15 protein-coding genes are annotated in these 18979 nt (G+C 69.9%); 12 read left to right on the top strand and 3 right to left on the bottom strand.

The window, feature by feature from the left end; genetic code table 11:
- On the bottom strand, positions 1-1491 hold the full coding sequence (locus A4R44_RS02025; protein WP_067575827.1) for a collagen binding domain-containing protein: 1491 nt from the start codon (positions 1489-1491) through the stop codon (positions 1-3).
- A 320-nt stretch (positions 1492-1811) separates the two neighbouring features.
- Here A4R44_RS02025 and A4R44_RS02030 point away from each other — a divergent pair, with 320 nt between their 5' ends.
- The 4 genes from A4R44_RS02030 to A4R44_RS02045 all read left to right on the top strand — a co-directional run bounded on the left by A4R44_RS02030 (position 1812) and on the right by A4R44_RS02045 (position 6586).
- On the top strand, positions 1812-2672 hold the full coding sequence (locus A4R44_RS02030; RefSeq protein WP_067575829.1) for a Bax inhibitor-1/YccA family protein: 861 nt from the start codon (positions 1812-1814) through the stop codon (positions 2670-2672).
- A gap of 147 nt (positions 2673-2819) precedes the next feature.
- The gene (locus tag A4R44_RS02035; RefSeq protein ID WP_198545136.1) at positions 2820-3437 is read left to right on the top strand and encodes a hypothetical protein; all 618 of its coding nucleotides are present in this window, start codon (positions 2820-2822) and stop codon (positions 3435-3437) included.
- Positions 3438-3589: 152 nt separating this feature from the next.
- A complete protein-coding gene (locus A4R44_RS02040) occupies positions 3590-4867 on the top strand; it encodes a YeeE/YedE family protein (RefSeq protein ID WP_369805798.1) in 1278 nt (425 codons plus the stop codon).
- A gap of 186 nt (positions 4868-5053) precedes the next feature.
- On the top strand, positions 5054-6586 hold the full coding sequence (locus tag A4R44_RS02045) for a DHA2 family efflux MFS transporter permease subunit (protein ID WP_067575835.1): 1533 nt from the start codon (positions 5054-5056) through the stop codon (positions 6584-6586).
- A 180-nt stretch (positions 6587-6766) separates the two neighbouring features.
- Here A4R44_RS02045 and A4R44_RS02050 read toward each other — a convergent pair whose 3' ends face one another.
- Entirely contained in the window at positions 6767-7987 is a 1221-nt protein-coding gene (locus A4R44_RS02050; RefSeq protein WP_067575837.1) for an acetyl-CoA C-acetyltransferase, read from the bottom strand.
- Positions 7988-8107: 120 nt separating this feature from the next.
- Here A4R44_RS02050 and A4R44_RS02055 point away from each other — a divergent pair, with 120 nt between their 5' ends.
- The 7 genes from A4R44_RS02055 to A4R44_RS02080 all read left to right on the top strand — a co-directional run bounded on the left by A4R44_RS02055 (position 8108) and on the right by A4R44_RS02080 (position 15074).
- On the top strand, positions 8108-9022 hold the full coding sequence (locus tag A4R44_RS02055) for a pentapeptide repeat-containing protein (RefSeq protein WP_093573322.1): 915 nt from the start codon (positions 8108-8110) through the stop codon (positions 9020-9022).
- Between the two features lie 68 nt (positions 9023-9090).
- Entirely contained in the window at positions 9091-9219 is a 129-nt protein-coding gene (locus tag A4R44_RS51655; RefSeq protein WP_255366053.1) for a hypothetical protein, read from the top strand.
- A gap of 119 nt (positions 9220-9338) precedes the next feature.
- Positions 9339-10709, top strand: a complete 1371-nt coding sequence (locus tag A4R44_RS02060) for a cystathionine beta-synthase (protein ID WP_067575839.1) — start codon at positions 9339-9341, stop codon at positions 10707-10709.
- Between the two features lie 115 nt (positions 10710-10824).
- A complete protein-coding gene (locus A4R44_RS02065) occupies positions 10825-12300 on the top strand; it encodes a hypothetical protein (RefSeq protein ID WP_095213151.1) in 1476 nt (491 codons plus the stop codon).
- Between the two features lie 227 nt (positions 12301-12527).
- A complete protein-coding gene (locus tag A4R44_RS02070) occupies positions 12528-13073 on the top strand; it encodes a hypothetical protein (protein ID WP_232791463.1) in 546 nt (181 codons plus the stop codon).
- 85 nt (positions 13074-13158) lie between these two features.
- A complete protein-coding gene (locus A4R44_RS02075) occupies positions 13159-13815 on the top strand; it encodes a hypothetical protein (protein WP_093573319.1) in 657 nt (218 codons plus the stop codon).
- A 101-nt stretch (positions 13816-13916) separates the two neighbouring features.
- Positions 13917-15074, top strand: coding sequence for a cystathionine gamma-synthase (locus tag A4R44_RS02080; RefSeq protein ID WP_067575842.1), 1158 nt, complete (start codon positions 13917-13919; stop codon positions 15072-15074).
- Between the two features lie 1094 nt (positions 15075-16168).
- Here the strand turns inward: A4R44_RS02080 and A4R44_RS02085 are convergent.
- A complete protein-coding gene (locus A4R44_RS02085) occupies positions 16169-16432 on the bottom strand; it encodes a hypothetical protein (RefSeq protein WP_067575844.1) in 264 nt (87 codons plus the stop codon).
- A gap of 95 nt (positions 16433-16527) precedes the next feature.
- Between A4R44_RS02085 and ilvA the strand changes: the two genes are divergently transcribed.
- Positions 16528-17733, top strand: coding sequence for a threonine ammonia-lyase (ilvA, locus tag A4R44_RS02090; protein WP_067575846.1), 1206 nt, complete (start codon positions 16528-16530; stop codon positions 17731-17733).
- Positions 17734-18979 lie beyond the last annotated feature (1246 nt).

Genomic DNA, 18979 nt, shown 5'->3' on the forward strand with positions numbered 1-18979 from the left:
TTACCGCCGGGCCGACCGCCGAGCGGCGAACCCGACCAGCGCCGAACCGACGAGCACCAGCGCCGCGAGACCCGCGATGCCGCCGGTGGAGAAGCTCGTTTCGACCGTGCCCTTGGCCATTGTCACCGGCAGGTCGCCGGCGGGGATCGCGTGCGGCACTTCGTTCGGCGTGTTGGCCACAGTCAGCGCAAGTGTGCCGCCCGGCGCCAGCGATCCGCACGCGGCGGGCGGGTTGTTCGGGTCGAACGCGTTGGTGTAGCCCGGCGGCGCGTTCACCTCGACCACGCAGACCTCCTGCGGGGCCAGCAGATTCTCGACGGTCGCGGTGCCGTTGTCGCCGCTGGTGGTGACCACGGCGGGCTGGCCGTCCGGCCCGGTGAGCGGCTTGCCGTCCTGGCTGGTGGCCGCGGTCTTGCGGTCCTTGCCGGTGACCCGCAGCGTCGCGCCGCCGATGCCCTTGCCGGTCTTGGCGTCGGTCTTGGTGACCTGCACCTTGCCCGGCTTCGTTACCGCGACCATGCCCTGCGCGGTCAGTTGCTTTTCCCCGCCGGTGCCGACGACGCTCTGGATTCCGTCCGTGGTCTTGACCGGGTTCTGCACCTTCGGCTTGTCGGCGGGCGCGGACAACGACGCGACAAGCTTCGGCTGGTAGCCGGTCGGCGTGACCTTCACCGTGACCGTGCCGTTGGCCTCGGTCTTCAGCGTCGTGTCTTTCTGCGCGGCCTGCGGCGCGGAGTTCCCGGAGGAAGAGTCCGAAGCCTTCTCCGTGTCCGACTGCTTGTCCGCTTGGCCGATAGTCCCGTCGGTGGCGGTCAGCTTCACCGGAACGTCCGGAATGCCTTTGCCCTCGGAGTTCTTCACCGTGACCGTCCAGGTCGCGGGCTGGCCGATGTGCTGATCGCCCTTCGGCGCGGTGACTGACGCGGTCCACGGGCCGCGGTTCGCCTTGGCCTCGGCCTTCATCGTGGCCACATCCTTGGCGGCTTCCGGGGTGAGGAGCTTGAAGTACTTGTCCTCGGGATAGGCCGCCTTGTTCGGGGGTGTGCCGAAGTCCGTGTCGCCGGGCGTTTGCGTCGGAGCCGTCCACGAGTGCAGCAGGTGGGCCAGCGCGGCGGCCTCGTCGTCATTGGAGGTGGTGCCGTAACGCAACAGCAGGTACGAGATGTTGCCTGCGATGTCGGGCTCCAGCGGCTTGCCCCACTTCGTCAGCAGATCTTGACCTGGTTGGTACTCCTCGTCGCTGTCCGGTGCCTTCAGGTGGAAGCTGACGCAGAACACGTCCTTGCCGCCCACCTTGTAGGAGCCGAGCCAATCCTTGTACGTGACGCCGTCTGCCTCTTTGTGCTCGATGTTTCGGCCGTGGCCAGTGATGGCGTCGGCCGAGGCCGGAGCAGTCCCCAGCGCGGTTACGGAGAGTGCGCCGAGCAGCGCGGTCGCGACCAGCCCAGTAGCCGCGCGCCAGCGAGCGCGCGGGCGTGAGATCCACCCCATGGTGTGTTGGCTCCTTCGACGTGCCCGCCGACGCCGGAACGACGTCTTCGCAGTTCACCTGATCGAATAACTCCCCGACACGCGTTCGGTCACTTCCCGGACACGCGATGTGAAGGTTCGCGGGTCACCATGGGGGTTGTCTAGAGACCATCGGGTGACCTGCGGTGAACGGTCGTGACCTTCATCGCCTACGGTGGCCGTAACGGGGGGCGTCCCACCCGCGCGGGTGATGAGTAAAATCGGCTTTACCCGAACGGGAACCAGCGAGCCGCCGCGGTCGTTGAACCCGATGCAAGGTGCCATAAAGTCCAGGAGGACAGGTGCGTTCCAGCAGCAACCCGGCGTTCCGCAATCTCCCGCGCGGCGCGGCCGCGACCGGGCAGTACGGGCCGAACGTCGGCTTCGACCAGCCCTACGGCCAGCCGCAGGGCCAAGGCGGCGTCCCGGGTTACGGCCCTGGCCAGATGGGCACCGCCTCCGCCGACCGTCCGATGACGGTCGACGACGTCGTCATCAAGACCGGCATGTCGCTCGGCGTCGCGCTCGTCATCGGCGTGCTCACCGCGGTCTGGGCGCAGACCCAGCTCGTGCGCGATTCCCTCGGCAGGCTTTCGCCGAGCGGTCCGCTCCTCGGCGCGCTGATCGGCGGGCTCGTGGTGGGCCTCGTCGTGTCGCTGGTCATCATCTTCAAGCAGAAGCCGAGCGGTCCGCTCACGCTCGTCTACTCCGGTGCCGAGGGCCTGTTCCTCGGTGCGCTCAGCGGCCTGTTCGAGGTGTTCCTGCCGGGTATCGCCCTGCAGGCGCTCATCGGCACCGCGGGCGTGTTCGTCGCGATGCTGGTCGTCTACAAGACCGGCGCGGTGAAGGTCACGCCGAAACTCACCAAGTGGATCGTCGGCGCGGTCGCGGGCGTGGCCATCCTCATGCTGGTCAACCTGGTCACCGCGGTGTTCTTCGGCTTCAACCCGCTGCGCGACGGCAGCCCGCTGGCCATCGTCTTCAGCCTGGTGGTCATCGGCATCGCCGCGTTCAGCTTCCTGCTCGACTTCGACCAGGCCGACAAGATGATCCGCGCCGGCATGCCGTCGAAGTGGGCGTGGTACGCCGCCTTCGGCCTGATGACCACGCTGGTGTGGCTGTACCTCGAGATCCTGCGTCTGCTGTCTTACCTGCGCGACTAGCTTCTCGCGCAGGTTTCCCGGGAAGGGGCGCTCCGCGTTACGCGGAGCGCCTTTTCTGGTTTCTGCCTCGAAGCTCTGCGAGCCCCCGCGGGCGTCGTGTTGGATGTGCCCGGTCGGAATCTTTCTTTCGGGTTTGCGAGGCATCACGTGAGCGTTCCCCCGCACGGGCACGGACCGCAGCCGGGCTACGGCCAGAACGGTCCGTCGCCGTTCCAGCAGCACTACGGTCCGAGCGGGATGCCGCCGCGGCCGGGTCCGAAGCGCGCGTTCCCGACCCGGACCGTGGTGCTGATCGCCGTCGCGGTGGTGGTCGTGGCGGCGGGGGTCGTCATCGGCTTTTTCAAGTTCGGCAACTCGACCAGCAACACCCACGCCAGCGACTGCATGCACATCGAGAAGTCCGGCTCGACCACGACGACGAAAACCGTCGACTGCGCCGACCCCGCGGCGAACGTCAAGGTCGCGGTCGTCCGCGCCAACCGGAGCGGCACCTGCCCGCGCGGCGACTACTACCGCTACACCACCGGCGGCAAGAACCACCGCGTGCTCTGCCTCGTTCCCAACGTGCGGCAAGGGGATTGCCTGGCCGGGCTCCAGACCGCGACGACGACCTACCGCAAGGTCGCGTGCACGGACCCGCGGAAGAACGCGGAAATCGTCAAGCTGGTGCCCGGCGCGAAGGACCGCTCAGCGTGCGAGGGCAGCGGCTCGACCGCCGCCCGCTGGTACTCCGACCCCGCGGAAGCGATCTGCGTCAAGAGCTGACCGGGGCGGTACAAAGGGGCCGTCCGGACGCCCGGTTTCGGCCGTTCGTCGCACTCCGTGAGACAGGCTGCGTCCGGGGCGCACGGGGACCTAACGTGGATTGCCGCCCGCCGCCGGGCGGGCCCCGTTCATCCCCGACACCCCCAGGAGACGTGGTGGCGACCACCGATTCCCCTGTCGACGAGCGAAAACTGCTCGATTTCCCCACCTCCTGCGCGGCTCCGGCGCCTCAACCGGAGGAGCCGGTCAAGGTCGTCCCGCTGGCCGTCGCCGCAGTGCTCGCGGTCGGCCTGACCGCCTACGTCTGGGCCGCGCACGGCGCGAAGTTCGGGGTCCTGCTCGTGCTGGGGCTGGCGCTCGGCCTCGCGCTTTTCCACTCCCGCTTCGGGTTCACGTCCGCCTGGCGGCAGCTGATCGCCGTCGGCAACGGCCAGGGACTTCGCGCGCACACCCTCCTGCTCGGCACCGCCGCGACGCTCATCGCCCTCATCTGCGGCACCGGTGCGGGCCTCTTCGGCAGCAAACCGGTGCCGGTGGCGAACGTCGGGCCGATCGGGCTCGCGTTGTTCGTCGGAGCCACGCTGTTCGCGATCGGCATGCAGCTCGGCGGCGCGTGCGCGTCCGGGACGTTGTTCGCGGTCGGGGCCGGGCAGTCGACAATCGTGCTGACCCTCGGCGGGTTCATCACCGGTTCGGTCCTCTACACCTGGGGCTACCCGCTTTTCACCGGCTGGCCGCAGGTTTCCGGATTCCTGCTGGCCGACCACGTCGGCTGGTTCGGTTCGTGGGCGATCACGATCGCGGTGCTCGCCGCGATCGTCCTCGCGACCCGGGTGGTGCAGAAGCGGCGCGTGCCGCCGCCGGTCGACACGGTGCCGACCGCGCGCGGGTTCGCCCGGATCTTCCGCGGCTCCTGGCCGATCCTCGTCGGAGCCGTCGTGCTCGGCGTGCTGGCCGGCGCGGTGTACCTGGTTTCCGGCGGCATCTGGGGCGTCACGAGCGCGTTCAGCCTGTGGGGCGCGAAAATTCTCCAGGTGTTCGGGCTGCACCCGGAGCAGTGGGAGTTCTGGCAGCTGAAGGCGAACGCGACGTCGCTGTCCAAGCCGATCTGGCAGGACAAGACGAGCCTCACCGACATCGGCATCATGATCGGCGCGTTCGTCGCCGCGGCGGCCGCGGGCGCGTGGAAGATCCACAGCTCGATCCCGTGGCGTACCGCCGTCGCCGCGATTCTCGGCGGAATCCTGATGGGCATCGGCGCGCGGCTGGCGAACGGCTGCAACATCGGCGCGTACCTCGGCGGAATTTCCGTCGGCAGCCTGCACGGCTGGCTGTGGGGCGCGTTCGCGCTTTTCGGCACGTGGATCGGGCTGAAACTGCGGCCGTTGTTCGGTTTGGGCAACCCGGTGCGCACAGACAGTATCTGCTGACCCGAGCCGGGGGGCTTTTCGCAGGTCATGGCGACCGCGCGAAAAGTCCCCACGTGTTCGGCCGGAAGCGAAAATGGCTGCGTCGCCGCTTGCCGCTCGGCTAGTCTGGAGCGCGCGCAAGGGGGAACCGCGGTCGTATTGTCGCGTCGCGGGCTTGCGCATCACCACTAACAGATGGGGTTCCGCATGTCCGCACCCGCGACTCCGGCCGCGCCGGATGCCGGTGACAAACTCGACCGGGGAGTGCTGAAGGTCGCCTCCGTGGTGGTGCTCGGCGCCATCATGGCGATCCTCGACACCACCGTGGTCAACGTCGCGCTCCAGAAGCTCACCATCCAGTTCGCCACGTCCTTCGACACCATCCAGTGGGTCGCGACCGGCTACATGCTGGCGCTGGCGACGGTCATCCCGGTCACCGGATGGGCGTCCGACCGGTTCGGCACGAAACGGCTGTACCTGCTCGCGATCGGCACCTTCCTGATCGGCTCGATGCTCGCCGGGCTCGCCTGGAACGTCGAATCGCTGATCGCGTTCCGTGTCGTGCAGGGCCTCGGCGGCGGCATGCTGATGCCCGCGGGCATGACGATCCTGACCCGTGCGGCCGGTCCGCAGCGGATCGGCCGGGTGATGGCCGTGCTGGGCGTGCCGATGCTGCTCGGCCCGATCTGCGGCCCGATCCTGGGCGGCTGGCTGGTCGACGCGGTGAGCTGGCGCTGGATCTTCTACATCAACGTCCCGATCGGGCTGATCGCCTTCCTGCTCGCGCTGCGGCTGCTGCCGAAGGACGAGCCGGAACCCGGCAACCGGTTCGACTTCCTCGGCATGCTGATGGTGTCGCCGGGCCTGGCCGCGCTGATCTTCGGCGTTTCGCGGATTCCGTCCACCGGCACCGTCGCCGACCTCGAGGTGTGGCTGCCCGCGCTGGCCGGGATCGTGCTGCTCGTCGCGTTCGTGCTGCGGGCGCGGACCATGGAGCACCCGCTGATCGACCTGAAGCTGTTCGGCAACCGCTCGTTCTCGGTCGCGATGATCACCATGGCCGTGTTCTGCGTCGGGTTCTTCGGTGCGATGCTGTTGCTGCCCACGTATTTCGTGCTGGTGCGCGGCGAAACCGCGTTGAACGCGGGACTTTTGCTCGCCCCGCAGGGGCTGGGCGCGATGCTGGCGATGCCGATCACCGGGCGGCTGGCGGACAAGATCGCGCCGCGCCGGATCGTGCTGCCCGGCCTGGTCCTGATCGTGCTGGGCATGGTGGTGTTCACACAGGTCAGCGCGACCACGCCGTACTGGCAGCTGCTGGCCGCGCTGTTCGTGATGGGCGTCGGCATGGGTTGCACGATGATGCCGATCACCTCGGCCGCGCTGCAGACGTTGCGGTCCAAGGACATGGCGAAGGCCTCGACCGCGACGAACATCCTGCAGCAGACCGCGGGCGCGATCGGGTCCGCGGTGATGTCGATCATCCTCGCGGCGCTGCTCGCCGGGAAGTTCGGCGTCCCGACGAGCCAGGGCCAGCTGGTCGCCACCGCGGCGACGATGAACCCGGCCACCCACGACGCCGCGGCCCGCCTCGCGGGCGAGTCGTTCGCGACGACGTTCCTGTGGGGCACGATCCTGCTGGCGCTGTGCCTGGTGCCCGCGTTCTTCCTGCCGAAGAAGCGCGTGGTGCCCGCGGCCGCGGAGTCCGACGAGGTCGCTCCGCCGGTGCTGATGCACTGACGCTCCACGGAAAAGGGCTGCCCGCGATCATCAGCGGGCAGCCCTTTTCTTTGCGCGGCGGGGAAAGCACCCCAGCACCGAGTGGCTCTCTCCGCTCCCGGACGTTCATCGCGCCTTTTCGTCGAACGGCGTCGTGAGTGGCAGTCGCGGTTCAGAACCGCGATCGCCACTCCCGAGCGCTCAGGAAAGCCGCTCCAGCACCATCGCCATGCCCTGCCCGCCGCCGACGCACATCGTCTCCAGGCCGAACTGCTTGTCGTGGTGCTGCAGGGAGTTGATCAGCGTCGAGGTGATTCGCGCGCCGGTCATGCCGAACGGGTGGCCGACCGCGATCGCGCCGCCGTTGACGTTCAGCCGGTCGAGGTCGATGCCAAGGTCGCGGTAGGACGGGATGACCTGCGCGGCGAACGCCTCGTTGATCTCGACCAGGTCGATGTCCGAAATGGACAGACCGGCGCGGGACAGCGCCTGCTTCGACGCCTCGACCGGGCCGTAGCCCATGATCTCCGGCGACAGCCCGGTGACACCGGTGGACACGACGCGCGCCAGCGGCGTCAGGCCCAGTTCGCGCGCCTTCGTGTCGGACATGATCACGACAGCCGCCGCGCCGTCGTTGAGCGGGCAGCAGTTGCCCGCGGTGATCCGGCCGTCGGGGCGGAAGACCGGCTTCAGCCCGGACACGCCCTCGATCGTGACACCCGCGCGCGGCCCGTCGTCCTTCGACACGACGGTGCCGTCCGGCAGCGTGACCGGCGTGATGTCCTTGGCCCAGAAACCGTCCGCGATGGCCTTCTCGGCGAGGTTCTGCGACCGCACGCCGAACTCGTCCATCTCCTCGCGGGTGACGCCCTTGAGCCGCGCGAGGTTCTCCGCGGTCTGGCCCATCGCGATGTAGACGTCCGGAAGCTGCCCGTTCTCGCGCGGGTCCTGCCAGCTGTCCGCGCCGGACTCGGCGGTGGCCTTGGTGCGCGCCTCGGCGTCGGCGAACAGCGGGTTGTGGGTGTCCGGCCAGGAGTCGGAGCTGCCCTTCGCGAACCGCGACACGGCCTCGACGCCCGCTGAGACGAAGACGTCGCCCTCGCCCGCCCTGATCGCGTGCAGCGCCATCCGGGTGGTCTGCAAACTGGAGGAGCAGTACCGGGTGATCGTGCAGCCGGGCAGGTGGTCGTAGCCGAGTTCGACGGCCACCGCGCGGCCCATGTTGAAGCCGGACTCGCCGCCGGGCAGGCCGCAGCCGAGCATCAGGTCGTCGATGTCGGCCGGGTCCAGCTGGGGCACCTTGTCCAGCGCCGCGTGCACCATCTGCACGGCCAGGTCGTCGGGGCGCATCCCGACGAGCGAGCCCTTCCCGGCGCGGCCGATCGGGGAGCGGGCGGTGGAGACGATGACGGCTTCGGGCATGACAGACACATCCTCGGGTCGGCGGCACTAAGCGGTTGCTCACCATCTTGCCGCGTCCGGCGTCCGTTCGAAAGCCGAAGGCGACATGCACCACCTTGCGTCCGTGGGAGGATTTCTGCCGTGACAGAGCGCAACCGGGTGTTGTCCACCCGCACGATCGCCTGGTGGGGGACCGGCATCGTGCTGCTCGCGGCCGTCGCGGCGGCGCTGCTGCTGTGGCTGCTCGGCGGCGGCACCCCGGCCGATTCGTCGCGGCTCGACGCGCTGCGCACGGCCTCCAGCATCGTCGTCGGGACCGGCGGCGCGGCCGCGCTCCTGCTCGCCGCGCGACGGCAGCGGTCCGCCGAGCTGGATCTGGAACAGAAGGACCACGACGCGACCCAGCGCCGGATCACCGACATGTACGGCAAGGCCGCCGACCAGCTCGGCAGCGACAAGGCCCCGGTCCGGCTGGCCGGGCTGTACGCGCTCGAACGGCTCGCGCAAAGCCACGCGGACCAGCGGCAGACCATCGTCAACGTGCTCTGCGCGTATCTGCGGATGCCGCTGGACGGCACGGACGAAGAGGCGCAGGTCCGCAAGGCCGCGCAGCGGATACTGATGCTGCACCTGCGTCCGGGCGGCGGCGAGGAGCCGAACGGGTCGTACTGGCCGGACATCGACCTCGACTTTTCCGGAGCCAAGATCATCGCGCTCACCCTCACGCACTGCCGAATCCGTTCCATCGTGTGCTATCAGACTGAATTCCAGGAATTCGCGACGTTCCGCGGCACCGAATTCCGCACTAAAGCCGATTTCCACGAAGCGGTGTTCCTCGAACGCGCGGACTTCCGCGGCACCGTTTTCGGCGGCGAGCGCGACGTCTTCCGCGGCGCGAAGTTCGAGAAACACGTGGAATTCGGGGTGCACTCGGAAGCCGGGCTGGCCGGTGTGCTCGCGAAGCCCGGCTACAAACGCTCCTGGCCGCCCGGCTGGACCGAAGAACGCGGCGACGACGGCTGGCTCCGGCTGGTTCCTTCGGGTGTTTCGAAATAACCGCGGAACCACTAAGATCCGTGAAGAGTCAACAAGAAGAAGGATCCCCATCAGGAGGTGAACCGGTCATGGTGGCCATCAAGCGTTACTGCGCGGCACTGCGGGCCGGGACGGATCTCCGGGACGGGATCACGGATCGGCGTGCGGCGGCCCTCGGGCCGACCCCGGTGTCGACGCGCGGCTTGGTGGCTGCCTGAGGTCCGCGCCGGGGAGGCTCGACCTCGCCTGGCGCCGCCCGTGGCCCCGACGCGCACCCGGAGACCGCCTGCCGGTCCCGCGCTGGCCCGTCTGGCACCCGGCTGTTTAGGCTGGTCGCGTGGAGTACGCAGAACACATCGTGGACCTCGTGGGCAACACCCCGCTGGTCAAGCTGAATTCGCTTACGCGGGGGCTCAAGCCGCTCGTGCTCGCCAAGGTCGAGTACGTCAACCCGGGCGGCAGCGTGAAAGACCGGATCGCGCTGCGGATGATCGAGGCCGCCGAGGCCTCCGGCGAGCTGCGTCCTGGCGGCACGATCGTGGAGCCCACCTCGGGCAACACCGGGGTCGGGCTGGCCATGGTCGCCCAGCGCAAGGGTTACCAGTGCGTGTTCGTCTGCCCGGACAAGGTGAGCGAGGACAAGCGCAACGTGCTGCGCGCGTACGGCGCCCGCGTCGTCGTGTGCCCCACCGCGGTCGCGCCCGAGCACCCCGACTCGTACTACAACGTGTCCGACCGGCTCGTGCACGAGATCGAGGGCGCCTGGAAGCCCAACCAGTACGCCAACCCGGAGAACCCGGCCAGCCACTACCACTCCACCGGCCCGGAGCTCTGGCGGCAGACCGACGGCAAGATCACCCACTTCGTCGCGGGCGTCGGCACCGGCGGCACGATCTCCGGCACCGGCAAGTACCTGAAGGAGGTCAGCGACGGCCGTGTCCAGGTCGTCGGGGCTGATCCCGAGGGCTCGGTGTACTCCGGCGGCACCGGACGGCCGTACCTGGTCGAGGGCGTCGGCGAGGACTTCTGGCCGGAAACCTACGACCGGAACGTCGCGGACCAGATCATCCCGATCAGCGACGCGCACTCCTTCGAGACCACGCGCAGGCTCGCGACCGAGGAAGGCCTGCTCGTCGGCGGGTCGTGCGGGATGGCCGTGGCCGCCGCGCTGAAGCTGGCCGAGGGGCTGACCGAGGACGACGTCGTGGTCGTGCTGCTGCCCGACGGCGGCCGCGGCTACCTCACCAAGGTGTTCAACGACGCCTGGATGTCGTCCTACGGCTTCCTCCCGCCGGATTCCTCCGGCGCGACCGTCGGCGACGTGCTCACCCGCAAATCCGGCGCGCTGCCCAGCCTCGTGCACTCGCACCCGAACGAGACGGTCGCCGAAGCGGTGGCCATCCTGGCGGAATTCGGCGTGAGCCAGATGCCCGTGGTCAGCGCCGAACCGCCGGTGATGGCCGCCGAGGTGGTCGGCGCGGTCAACGAGCGCGACCTGCTCGACGCGCTGTTCACCGGCAAGGCACACATGGCCGACCGGCTGGAAACGCACATGTCGCCGCCGCTGCCCACGATCGGGGCAGGCGAGCAGGTGAGCGCGGCGATGAAGGCGCTCGAAGGGGCCGACGGCGCGCTGGTGCTGATCGACGGCAAGCCGGCGGGCGTCGTCACCAGGCACGATCTGCTCGCGTTCCTCGCGGGCCGATAGCCGCAAGCTCACGGCGACCGGCCGGGGCGTCTGCGCGCGTCCCGGCCGGGCATCCGATAGCGTTACGGCCGAATAGAACTTTTTCGCGTCCTCGTCAAGGGGGTTCAAGACCCACATGAGTGCTCCGCAGCCACCGAACCAGCCCTGGGACGGCGGCCAGCAGCCGCCGCAGGGCCCGTCGAGTGGTCCTACACCGCAGCAGGACAGTCCCTTCGGCGCGTCGGAGCCGACCCAGGTGGTCCAGCCGGGCCAGCCGCAGCAGCCCGCTCAGGGCGGCGGCACCTTCGGCGACACCCCGGAACCGACGCAGGTCGTGCAGCCGGGACAGCCGGCTGACTCGAACGCCACCCAGGTGGTCAACCCCGTGAGCGCCGAGGGCAACGCCGAGTCGACGCAGCTGGTCCCGCCGAGCCAGCAGCCGCAGAACATCCCGTACGCCCCGCCGCCGAGCGCGGCGGACAACCCGGCCGCGGTCGCCGGGTTCGGCGCCCCGCAGGGCTTCGGCCAGCCGGGTCAGCCCGGGCAGCCGGGTCAGCCGGGTCAGCCGCCGCAGGGCTTCGGCCAGCCGGGCGGGTACGACCAGGGCGGCTTCGGCACCCCGCCGCAGGGCGCGTTCGGCCATCCGGGTCAGCCGCCGCAGGGCTTCGGCCAGCCCGCCCCGTTCGGTGCGTCCGCCGCGCCGTCGGCAGGCGGCGGGAACGCGCTGTACGGCTACATCGCCGGCGGCGTCACCGCGGTGCTCGGCCTGATCGCGCTGATCGTCTCGTTCAGCTACATGAGCGACACCAGCGACTACTCGAAGCTGTACGACAGCTCGAGCCGGTACCAGAAGCTGTTCGACGAGGCCGGTCTCGCCTCGCCGGGCACGCTGTGGTTCTACGTGATCATGATCCTGGTCGGCGCGGTGGTCGCGCTGGCGGGCGGCGTCGCGCTGGCTCTCGCCTCGCGCGCGGCCGTGATGCGCAAGCTCGCCCCGATCGGCGTGCTGGTCGGCGGCGTGCTGTTGCTGCTGTTCTCGATCCTGGCGAAGTCCGGGACCTCGGTCAGCAGCTCCTTCGCCGACAAGTACGGCGGCGCCTCCTCCAGCGCGACGAGCGGCGGCGGCATGCTGACGCTGATCCTCGGCATCATCATCCTGATCATCGGCGTGGTCGCGATCATCCCGGCGACCTCGCAGTACGTCGGCCTCGGTTCGTCCTCGGGCGGCCCCGGTGGTTTCGGCGGTCCCGGTGGCCCTGGTGGCCCCGGTGGCCCTGGCGGCCCGCAGCAGCCGGGCGGTTTCGGCGGCGGACAGCCGGGCTTCGGTCAGCCGCAGCCCGGTGGTTTCCCGCCTCCCGGCGGCCCGAACCCGAACAGCGGGGGCTTCCCGCAGCCGGGCGGTCCGAACCCGGGCAGCGGCGCGAACCCGCAGCCGGGCTTCGGGCAGCAGCCGCCTCCCGGTTACGGCCAGCCAGGCCCGCAGCCGGGCTACGGCCAGCCGCCGCAGCAGCCGGGCGGCTTCGGCCAGCCGGGCCAGTACCCGCCGCCGGGCGGGCAGCAGCCCCCTCCGGGCTACGGCCAGCCGGGCCAGCAGCCGCCGCAGCAGTGGTGACTCGCTGAATCTCCGCGAAGGGCGCCTCCGTCTCCCGACGGCGGCGCCCTTCGTCGTTCCCGGTCCGTTTTTCGCGGGGTTCGCGGGGAGCTGGTGGGCTTTTCCCGGCGGTTCCGGCAGCTGGGGGAATTGCGCCGCACATGCGCTCGCGCCGGTCCCCAACCGTGCGTTTCCGGGCTAGGGTGAGCGCCGTCCGAATCGCCTTTCCAGCCCGAGGGGGGCCTGCCGTGAGCGGCCTGCACGGACTTCCGGCACGGCAGCGGGAACGGGCATCCTCCTTGGCGGAGCCGGCTCCGCACCGGCCGAACGGGAGCACCGCGATCGCGGCCGGGCTGTTCGGGCTCGTCGCCGCCGCGACGTCCGGCTACCTTCCGGCAAGGCTGTTCCTCGACATTCCTTCCGGATTCAGCCTCGGTGACCTCTCGCCGCTGACACTCGCCGATCTCGCCGCGTACCTTGCCGCTTCGCTGGCCCTGCTGATCGGCGCGATCGCGACCTTTTTCCGCGCGACAGCCGGTGCGGTCCTGCTGATCGCGGGCGCGTTGCTCGCCCTCGTCGCGCTGCTGCTGGAACCAGCGCTGAGCGGTTCCCCGGCGTACGTCCAGTACTTCCGGACGCTGCTGCGGTTCGAGAATTTCGCCGCGCTGGACCGCGTCACGCTCGCCGCCGCCGTGCTGCTGGTGCTCGTGCTGGCCGGGCTGCCGCGGACCTTCGGCTACCTGCGGTACCGCGCACCCGTGGTGCCTGCTTCGTCACCCTCGCGACAGTGGTAAATCCGCCCCGAAACCGGGACGGACCTGGCACGATACAAGCACTCCGCCCGCCGCCCGGCGGGACCAGATGCACCGAGGACTCCCCGTGACCTACCCCCAGAACCCGCAGGGCCAGCCCCAGCAGCCGCAGAGCGGCCCGTTCCCCGGGCAGCAGTACCCGGCGAGCCAGCCGACCCCGGCCCAGCCGTACCCGGGCGCCCCGCAGCAGCCGTTCGCCCCGCCCGCCGCGGGTCAGCCGTACCCGGCGTACCCGGGAGGACCGGGCATGTACCAGCAGAAGCCGAACGGCGCGACCGCGATCATCGCCGGGATCCTCGCGATCATCGGCGGGATTTTCGCGATCATCTCGGTCATCGTCGCGGTGGTGGCGATCTCGGCCATCCACGTCACGGTCTGGCAGCTCTACGCGTCGATCGTGGTGAACGCGGTGCTGGTCGGCCTGCTGTTCTTCGGCGGCATCGGCCTGTTCCTGCACAAGCCGGCCGCCCGGCTGTGCACGATCATCGGCTGCGGGCTGGTGATCGTGTACACCGTTCTGAGCGGCATCCTCGCCGGCGTCATGACCGCGGGATACTCGGGCAGCGCGCGGCTGCTGGGCGCGGGCATCGGCGGTGCCCTGATCGGGTTGATCCCGCCGATCGCGACCCTGGTGCTGGCGATCGTGAAGCCGACCGCCGACTGGGTGAACTACCGCCCGGACGCACCGGCCCAGGGCGGTTACCCGGCTCCGCAGGGCTGGTGACCGCGGGCTGCCGGTGCGGGTTTGTACCGGCAGCCTCTCCCGCATGGTGAGTTGCCTCCCAGCTGATGGGATTGTCAGGGGTGCCCCGTACCCTGGGAACCATGGCCGACGACTACTCCGTCCTGGGTTTTGAAACACGCGCGATCCACGCCGGGCAGCAGCCCGATCCCCGCACGGGTGCCGTTATCGTGCCGATTTACCAAACGTCCACGTACGCGCAGGACGGCGTAGGCGGCACCCGCGAGGGCGGCTACGAATACTCGCGCACCGCGAACCCCACGCGGACCGCGCTGGAGGAAGCCCTCGCTTCGCTTGAGGGCGCCCGGCACACGCTGGCGTTCGCGTCCGGCATGGCCGCGTCCGACGCGGTGCTGCGCACGGTCCTGCGCCCCGGCGACCACCTGGTCCTCGGCAACGACGCGTACGGCGGCACGTTCCGGCTGATCGACAAGGTGCTCAGCCTGTGGGGTGTCGAGCACACGGTCGCCGACCTGAGCCGCATCGACGACGTACGGGCCGCGATGCGTCCGGAAACCAAGCTGATCTGGTGCGAGTCGCCGACCAACCCGCTGCTGGGCGTCGCCGACATCGCCGCGCTGGCCGGCGCCGCCCACGACGCGGGCGCGAGGCTGGTCGTGGACAACACCTTCGCCACGCCGTTCCTGCAGACTCCGCTGGCCCTCGGTGCGGACATCGTGGTGCACTCGACCACCAAGTACCTCGGCGGCCACTCGGACGTCGTCGGCGGCGCGGTCGTCACCAACGAGGACGAACTGCGCGAGCAGCTCTTCTACCTGCGCAATGCTGCGGGTGCCGTCCCCGGCCCGTTCGACGCGTGGCTGACCCTGCGCGGCCTCAAGACGCTGGCCCTGCGGATGGAACGGCACAGCGACAACGCCGACCTGGTCGCCCGCACCCTGGCGAAGCACCCGAAGGTCACCAAGGTCTACTACCCCGGCCTGCCAGAACATCCCGGCCACGAGGTAGCGGCGAAACAGATGCGCCGCTTCGGCGGAATGGTGTCATTCCGCGTCGCGGGCGGCGAGGCGGCAGCGTTGGAGGTCGCGTCCCGCACGAAGCTGTTCGTGCTGGCGGAGTCGCTCGGCGGCATCGAGAGCCTGATCGAGCACCCGGGCAAGATGACGCACGCCTCGACGGCAGGTTCGACGCTGGAAGTCCCGGAAGACCTGATCCGGCTGTCGGTGGGCATCGAGGACGGTCGCGATCTGGTGGCGGACCTTACGCAGGCGCTCGGCTGACTCTGGCTGGACGGGCCGCTGGTTTCCGGTGCCCCCCGTCCACGGCCAGCGGATTGGTCTTGCCTGACCACAGCCTGTCCCATGGTTGTGTCTAGGCCGGTCGCCGCGTGGCTGCCGCCCGGCCTCCGCGCTGAATGACGGGTCGTCGCAACCAGGCTTGCCCGGCAGCGCTGTCGTGCGACGGGTTCTGAAGCGACCGCGTTTTCGCTTGCTCCCAGTCGCTGGTGCATCGGATCCCGCATAATTTGCCACCCGGCGAACCACTTCCCGGTATCGGCTGGCGAGTGTGGTGAGGTTGTCGTTGTTGGGCGAAGTGCTTATCCGTCTCGCTTGGCGGGTGTGGTGAGGTCGTCGTTGTCCGGCGAAGTGCTTATCCGTCTCGCTTGACGAGCCTGGTGAGGTCGTCGCCGTCCGGCGAACCGCTTCCGCGCCTCGCCTGGCGAAGCCCTTGCCGCCCCAAGCCTCAGCTGCTCAACTCAGCCGAAGTTCGGCCGGGCCAGGCGGCCAGGGCTTGCCTGGCCGCGCAAGTCTGCCCTCTGTCATCGCCGAAACTGCCGGGGGCGAGGGCCAGTTCCAGAGCTAGGCGTGGCCGTCTTCGCCGAAGTCGCCTGCTTGTGTGGGCCCTGGGCTGTCTCGCTTGGCTTGGTCAAGCCACGTCAGCGGTCGAATCACGCATAAACCGCCGCCCCGGCGAACCATTTCCCAGCTCGCGAACCCAGTGCCATCCCGCGAGCCGCTTCCGTGCCGCGCCTGACGAGTCCGTCGCAACCCGGCGAACCGCTTACCGGCCTCGCTTGGCGAGTCCGTCGCAACCCGGCGAACCGCTTACCGGCCTCGCTTGGCGAGCCCGGCGAAATCTTTGCCACCTGGCGAGCCGTTTACCAGTCGCGCCTGGCGAGCCCGTCGCAACCCGACGAGCCGCTTACCGGCTTCGCTTGGCGAGCCGGTCGCAACAACCCGGCGAGCCGCATACTCGCCCCGCCTGGCGAGCCCGCCGAAACCTTTGCCACCCGGCGAGTGCCGTGCCTGACGAGTCCGGCGAAACCATCGCCGCCCAGGCTCAAGACCAGTGCGGCCGAAACCCGGCCAGTTGGTCAGGGCTTGCTGTCCTCCGGCAGCGCAGTGGCGTGCCGGGTGCCGGTCGTAGCGGGGAGTTCGGTGCCGTTGACGCAGCCGCCGACCAGTTCGATGTGGTTGTCGTGCCGGATGTACTGGGCGGGGCCCTCGCATCCGGCCGCTTCGACGGTCGCGAAGGCGGCTCCGGTCAGGGCCACTGCGGACAGGATGCCGGCGGCGAGCGGCAGCAGACCGGTGCGGGACTTCACCCGGGCGGTGGTCCCGTGCTGCGCGCGTGCCATGGTCGCACTCCCTGATCATGTGTGGCTGCCGTAACCAGGGTACCGGTCCGGCGGGCGGCGCACCCCGGCCGTCCGTCGGTGGCATCATCGGCGCCATGGAACTGGTCAGCGTCGAGCGCATCCAGGAAGCGCGCAAGCTTCTCGAGGGCATCACCCGCGTCACGCCGATGGAGCATGCCCGCGACCTGCGCCGGCTGCACGGCGGCCCGGTGTATCTCAAGTGCGAGAACCTCCAGCGCACCGGTTCCTTCAAGATCCGCGGCGCCTACACCCGCATTCACGGCCTGACCGCCGAGGAACGCGCGCGCGGCGTCGTCGCGGCCAGTGCCGGCAACCACGCGCAGGGGGTCGCGCTGGCCTCGTCGCTGCTCGGCATTTCCTCGACTGTCTTCATGCCGCTGCGCGCTCCGCTGCCGAAGCTCGCCGCGACCCGCGGTTACGGTGCCGAGGTCCACCTCCACGGCGCGGTTGTCGACGAAACTCTTGCCGAGGCCATCGCGTTCTCGGAACGCACCGGCGCGGTCTTCATCCATCCGTTCGACCACGCCGACGTCATTGCCGGCCAGGGCACTGTCGGGCTGGAGATTCTCGAGCAGGTGCCGGGCGCGAAAACGATCCTCGTCCCGACGGGCGGCGGCGGGCTGGTCGGCGGGGTCGCGGCGGCGGTGAAGGCGCTGCACCCGGAGATCCGGGTGGTCGGCGTACAGGCCGAAGACGCCGCCGCGTATCCGTCCTCGCTGACGGCGGGCGCGCCGGTCCGGCTTCGCGAGGTGCACACGATGGCGGACGGGATCGCGGTCGGCGAGCCGGGCAAGGTCAGCTACGCGCACGTCGAGTCCTTGGTCGACGACGTCGTCACGGTCACCGAGGAATCCTTGTCCCGCGCGGTACTGCTGTGCCTGGAGCGGCGGAAGCTGGTCGTGGAACCGGCCGGTGCCGCTTCCCTGGCCGCGCTTTTGCAGCACCCCGGCGCTTTCGAGCCGCCGGTGGTGGCGATCCTGTCCGGCGGCAACGTGGATCCCGTGCTGCTGCAGCAGATTATCCAGCACGGCATGACCGCGGGCGGGCGCTACCTGAAGCTGCACCTGCGTGTGCCGGACCGGCCGGGCTCGCTGGTTTCGGTGCTGTCGTGCGTGAAGGACCTGGGTGCGAACGTCCTCGACGTGGAGCACTCCCGCATCTCCGGCAGCCTCGCCCTCGGCGAGGTCGACGTCGCCCTCGCCCTGGAAACCCGCGGCCCGGAACACTGCAAGGACGTCGAGGCCGCGCTCGCCGACGCCGGGTTCACCATCGTCAGCTGAAGAGTCTACTGTGGACTTTCCGGCAGCCGGGCGCTGAACCACAGCGGGAGATAGTCCTCTTCGCGTGGGTAAAGTTCCTGGTCCAGCGCGTAATCCTCGGGCCGGGGCGGCGTGTGGAAGGCCGGTTCGTCGTCCTCGTTGAAGCGGGCCTGGTAGGTCGACGGCGGTTCGATGACCAGCGAGAGCGCGTACCAGGTGCCCCGTCCTTGGACGTACTTGGCGCGCCGCAGTTCCGCCAACGGCCTCGACAGTTCTCGCGCGACGGGAACCTGGTGCGTGCTCCCGTCCGCCATCCGCGCGCCGCAGGCCAGGTTCGCGTGCCTGCCCAGCGTCATGAAGTCGAAGANGAAGACGATCTGCTGCCATCCCTGCGGAGCCGCGGCGATGAGGGCCGTCGAGATCTCGCTTACCAGCTGCTCTGGATCCTTCGGCGGTTCCGCTTGGCTGGGACGGCTTTCCTCGGCGGGCATGCTGGTCAACGCCGCGAGCATCCGTTCCTGGGTCGCTTCGTCCACCTCCGGCACGGCGAATCCGGCCGCCCGGATGTGCCCGACCAGCTCCGGGTCCGGCGAAATCCCGTGCTCGCGCAGGTAATAGGCGACCGCGCCGGGCCACACCCAGCTGCCGTCGGTGCGGAAGTTCAGCGGAACAGCGTCCGTGCGCGACGGGTCGAAGACGTCGGTGTCCTTGCTGCGGGACGCCAGGATGACCGGCGCGCTGTCGAGATAGCCGAGGACTCGCTCGCGCTCCTCGGCCGACAACGCTTCCCGCTCGACGACCGGATTCCCCGCCTCGTCGAACCCGTCGTAGACCCGCGGAGTACGCAGCTCGACTGCCGGGCTCGCTGAATCCTCTTCGGACGCAACGGCTTCCGGCCCGGTCGGTGGGGCTTCCGCGGGAACCTTTTCTTGCTCGGCCGGTGCTCCGCCTTCCGGTTCGGAGGTCTCGGGAGCGGTCGCCGCGATCTCGCTTGGCCCGGACTGCGCCTCGTCGCCAGCCGATACCGACGCGGCCTGCTCCAGGCCGGGCATCGGCGGCGCAGTGGCGGGCGGAGGCGAGCTGGTCTCGTCCACCGGGAGCGCGGGAACCGAGTGCTCAGCGGCCTGCTCTGGAGGAGCAGCAGGTGGATTCTCGGTGCCTGGCAACGGCGGAGGCACTGCCGGGCTCGCGCTGGGGACGGGCGGCGGGACCGGCTGCCCCGGAGCGGCTCCCGGCGTCGCCGCACCGGCCCGCTGCCGCAGCCACG

This window comes from Amycolatopsis sp. M39 (assembly GCF_001651785.1).
Classification (GTDB): domain Bacteria; phylum Actinomycetota; class Actinomycetes; order Mycobacteriales; family Pseudonocardiaceae; genus Amycolatopsis; species Amycolatopsis rubida.

What these genes read in the sequence shown, in the direction of transcription:
- A4R44_RS02025 (WP_067575827.1), bottom strand. Translation starts at nt 1,491, where the DNA reads ATGGGGTGGATCTCACGCCCGCGCGCTCGCTGGCGCGCGGCTACTGGG.
- A4R44_RS02045 (WP_067575835.1), top strand. Translation starts at nt 5,054, where the DNA reads ATGTCCGCACCCGCGACTCCGGCCGCGCCGGATGCCGGTGACAAACTC.
- A4R44_RS02050 (WP_067575837.1), bottom strand. Translation starts at nt 7,987, where the DNA reads ATGCCCGAAGCCGTCATCGTCTCCACCGCCCGCTCCCCGATCGGCCGC.
- A4R44_RS51655 (WP_255366053.1), top strand. Translation starts at nt 9,091, where the DNA reads ATGGTGGCCATCAAGCGTTACTGCGCGGCACTGCGGGCCGGGACGGAT.
- A4R44_RS02065 (WP_095213151.1), top strand. Translation starts at nt 10,825, where the DNA reads ATGAGTGCTCCGCAGCCACCGAACCAGCCCTGGGACGGCGGCCAGCAG.
- A4R44_RS02080 (WP_067575842.1), top strand. Translation starts at nt 13,917, where the DNA reads ATGGCCGACGACTACTCCGTCCTGGGTTTTGAAACACGCGCGATCCAC.
- A4R44_RS02085 (WP_067575844.1), bottom strand. Translation starts at nt 16,432, where the DNA reads ATGGCACGCGCGCAGCACGGGACCACCGCCCGGGTGAAGTCCCGCACC.
- ilvA (WP_067575846.1), top strand. Translation starts at nt 16,528, where the DNA reads ATGGAACTGGTCAGCGTCGAGCGCATCCAGGAAGCGCGCAAGCTTCTC.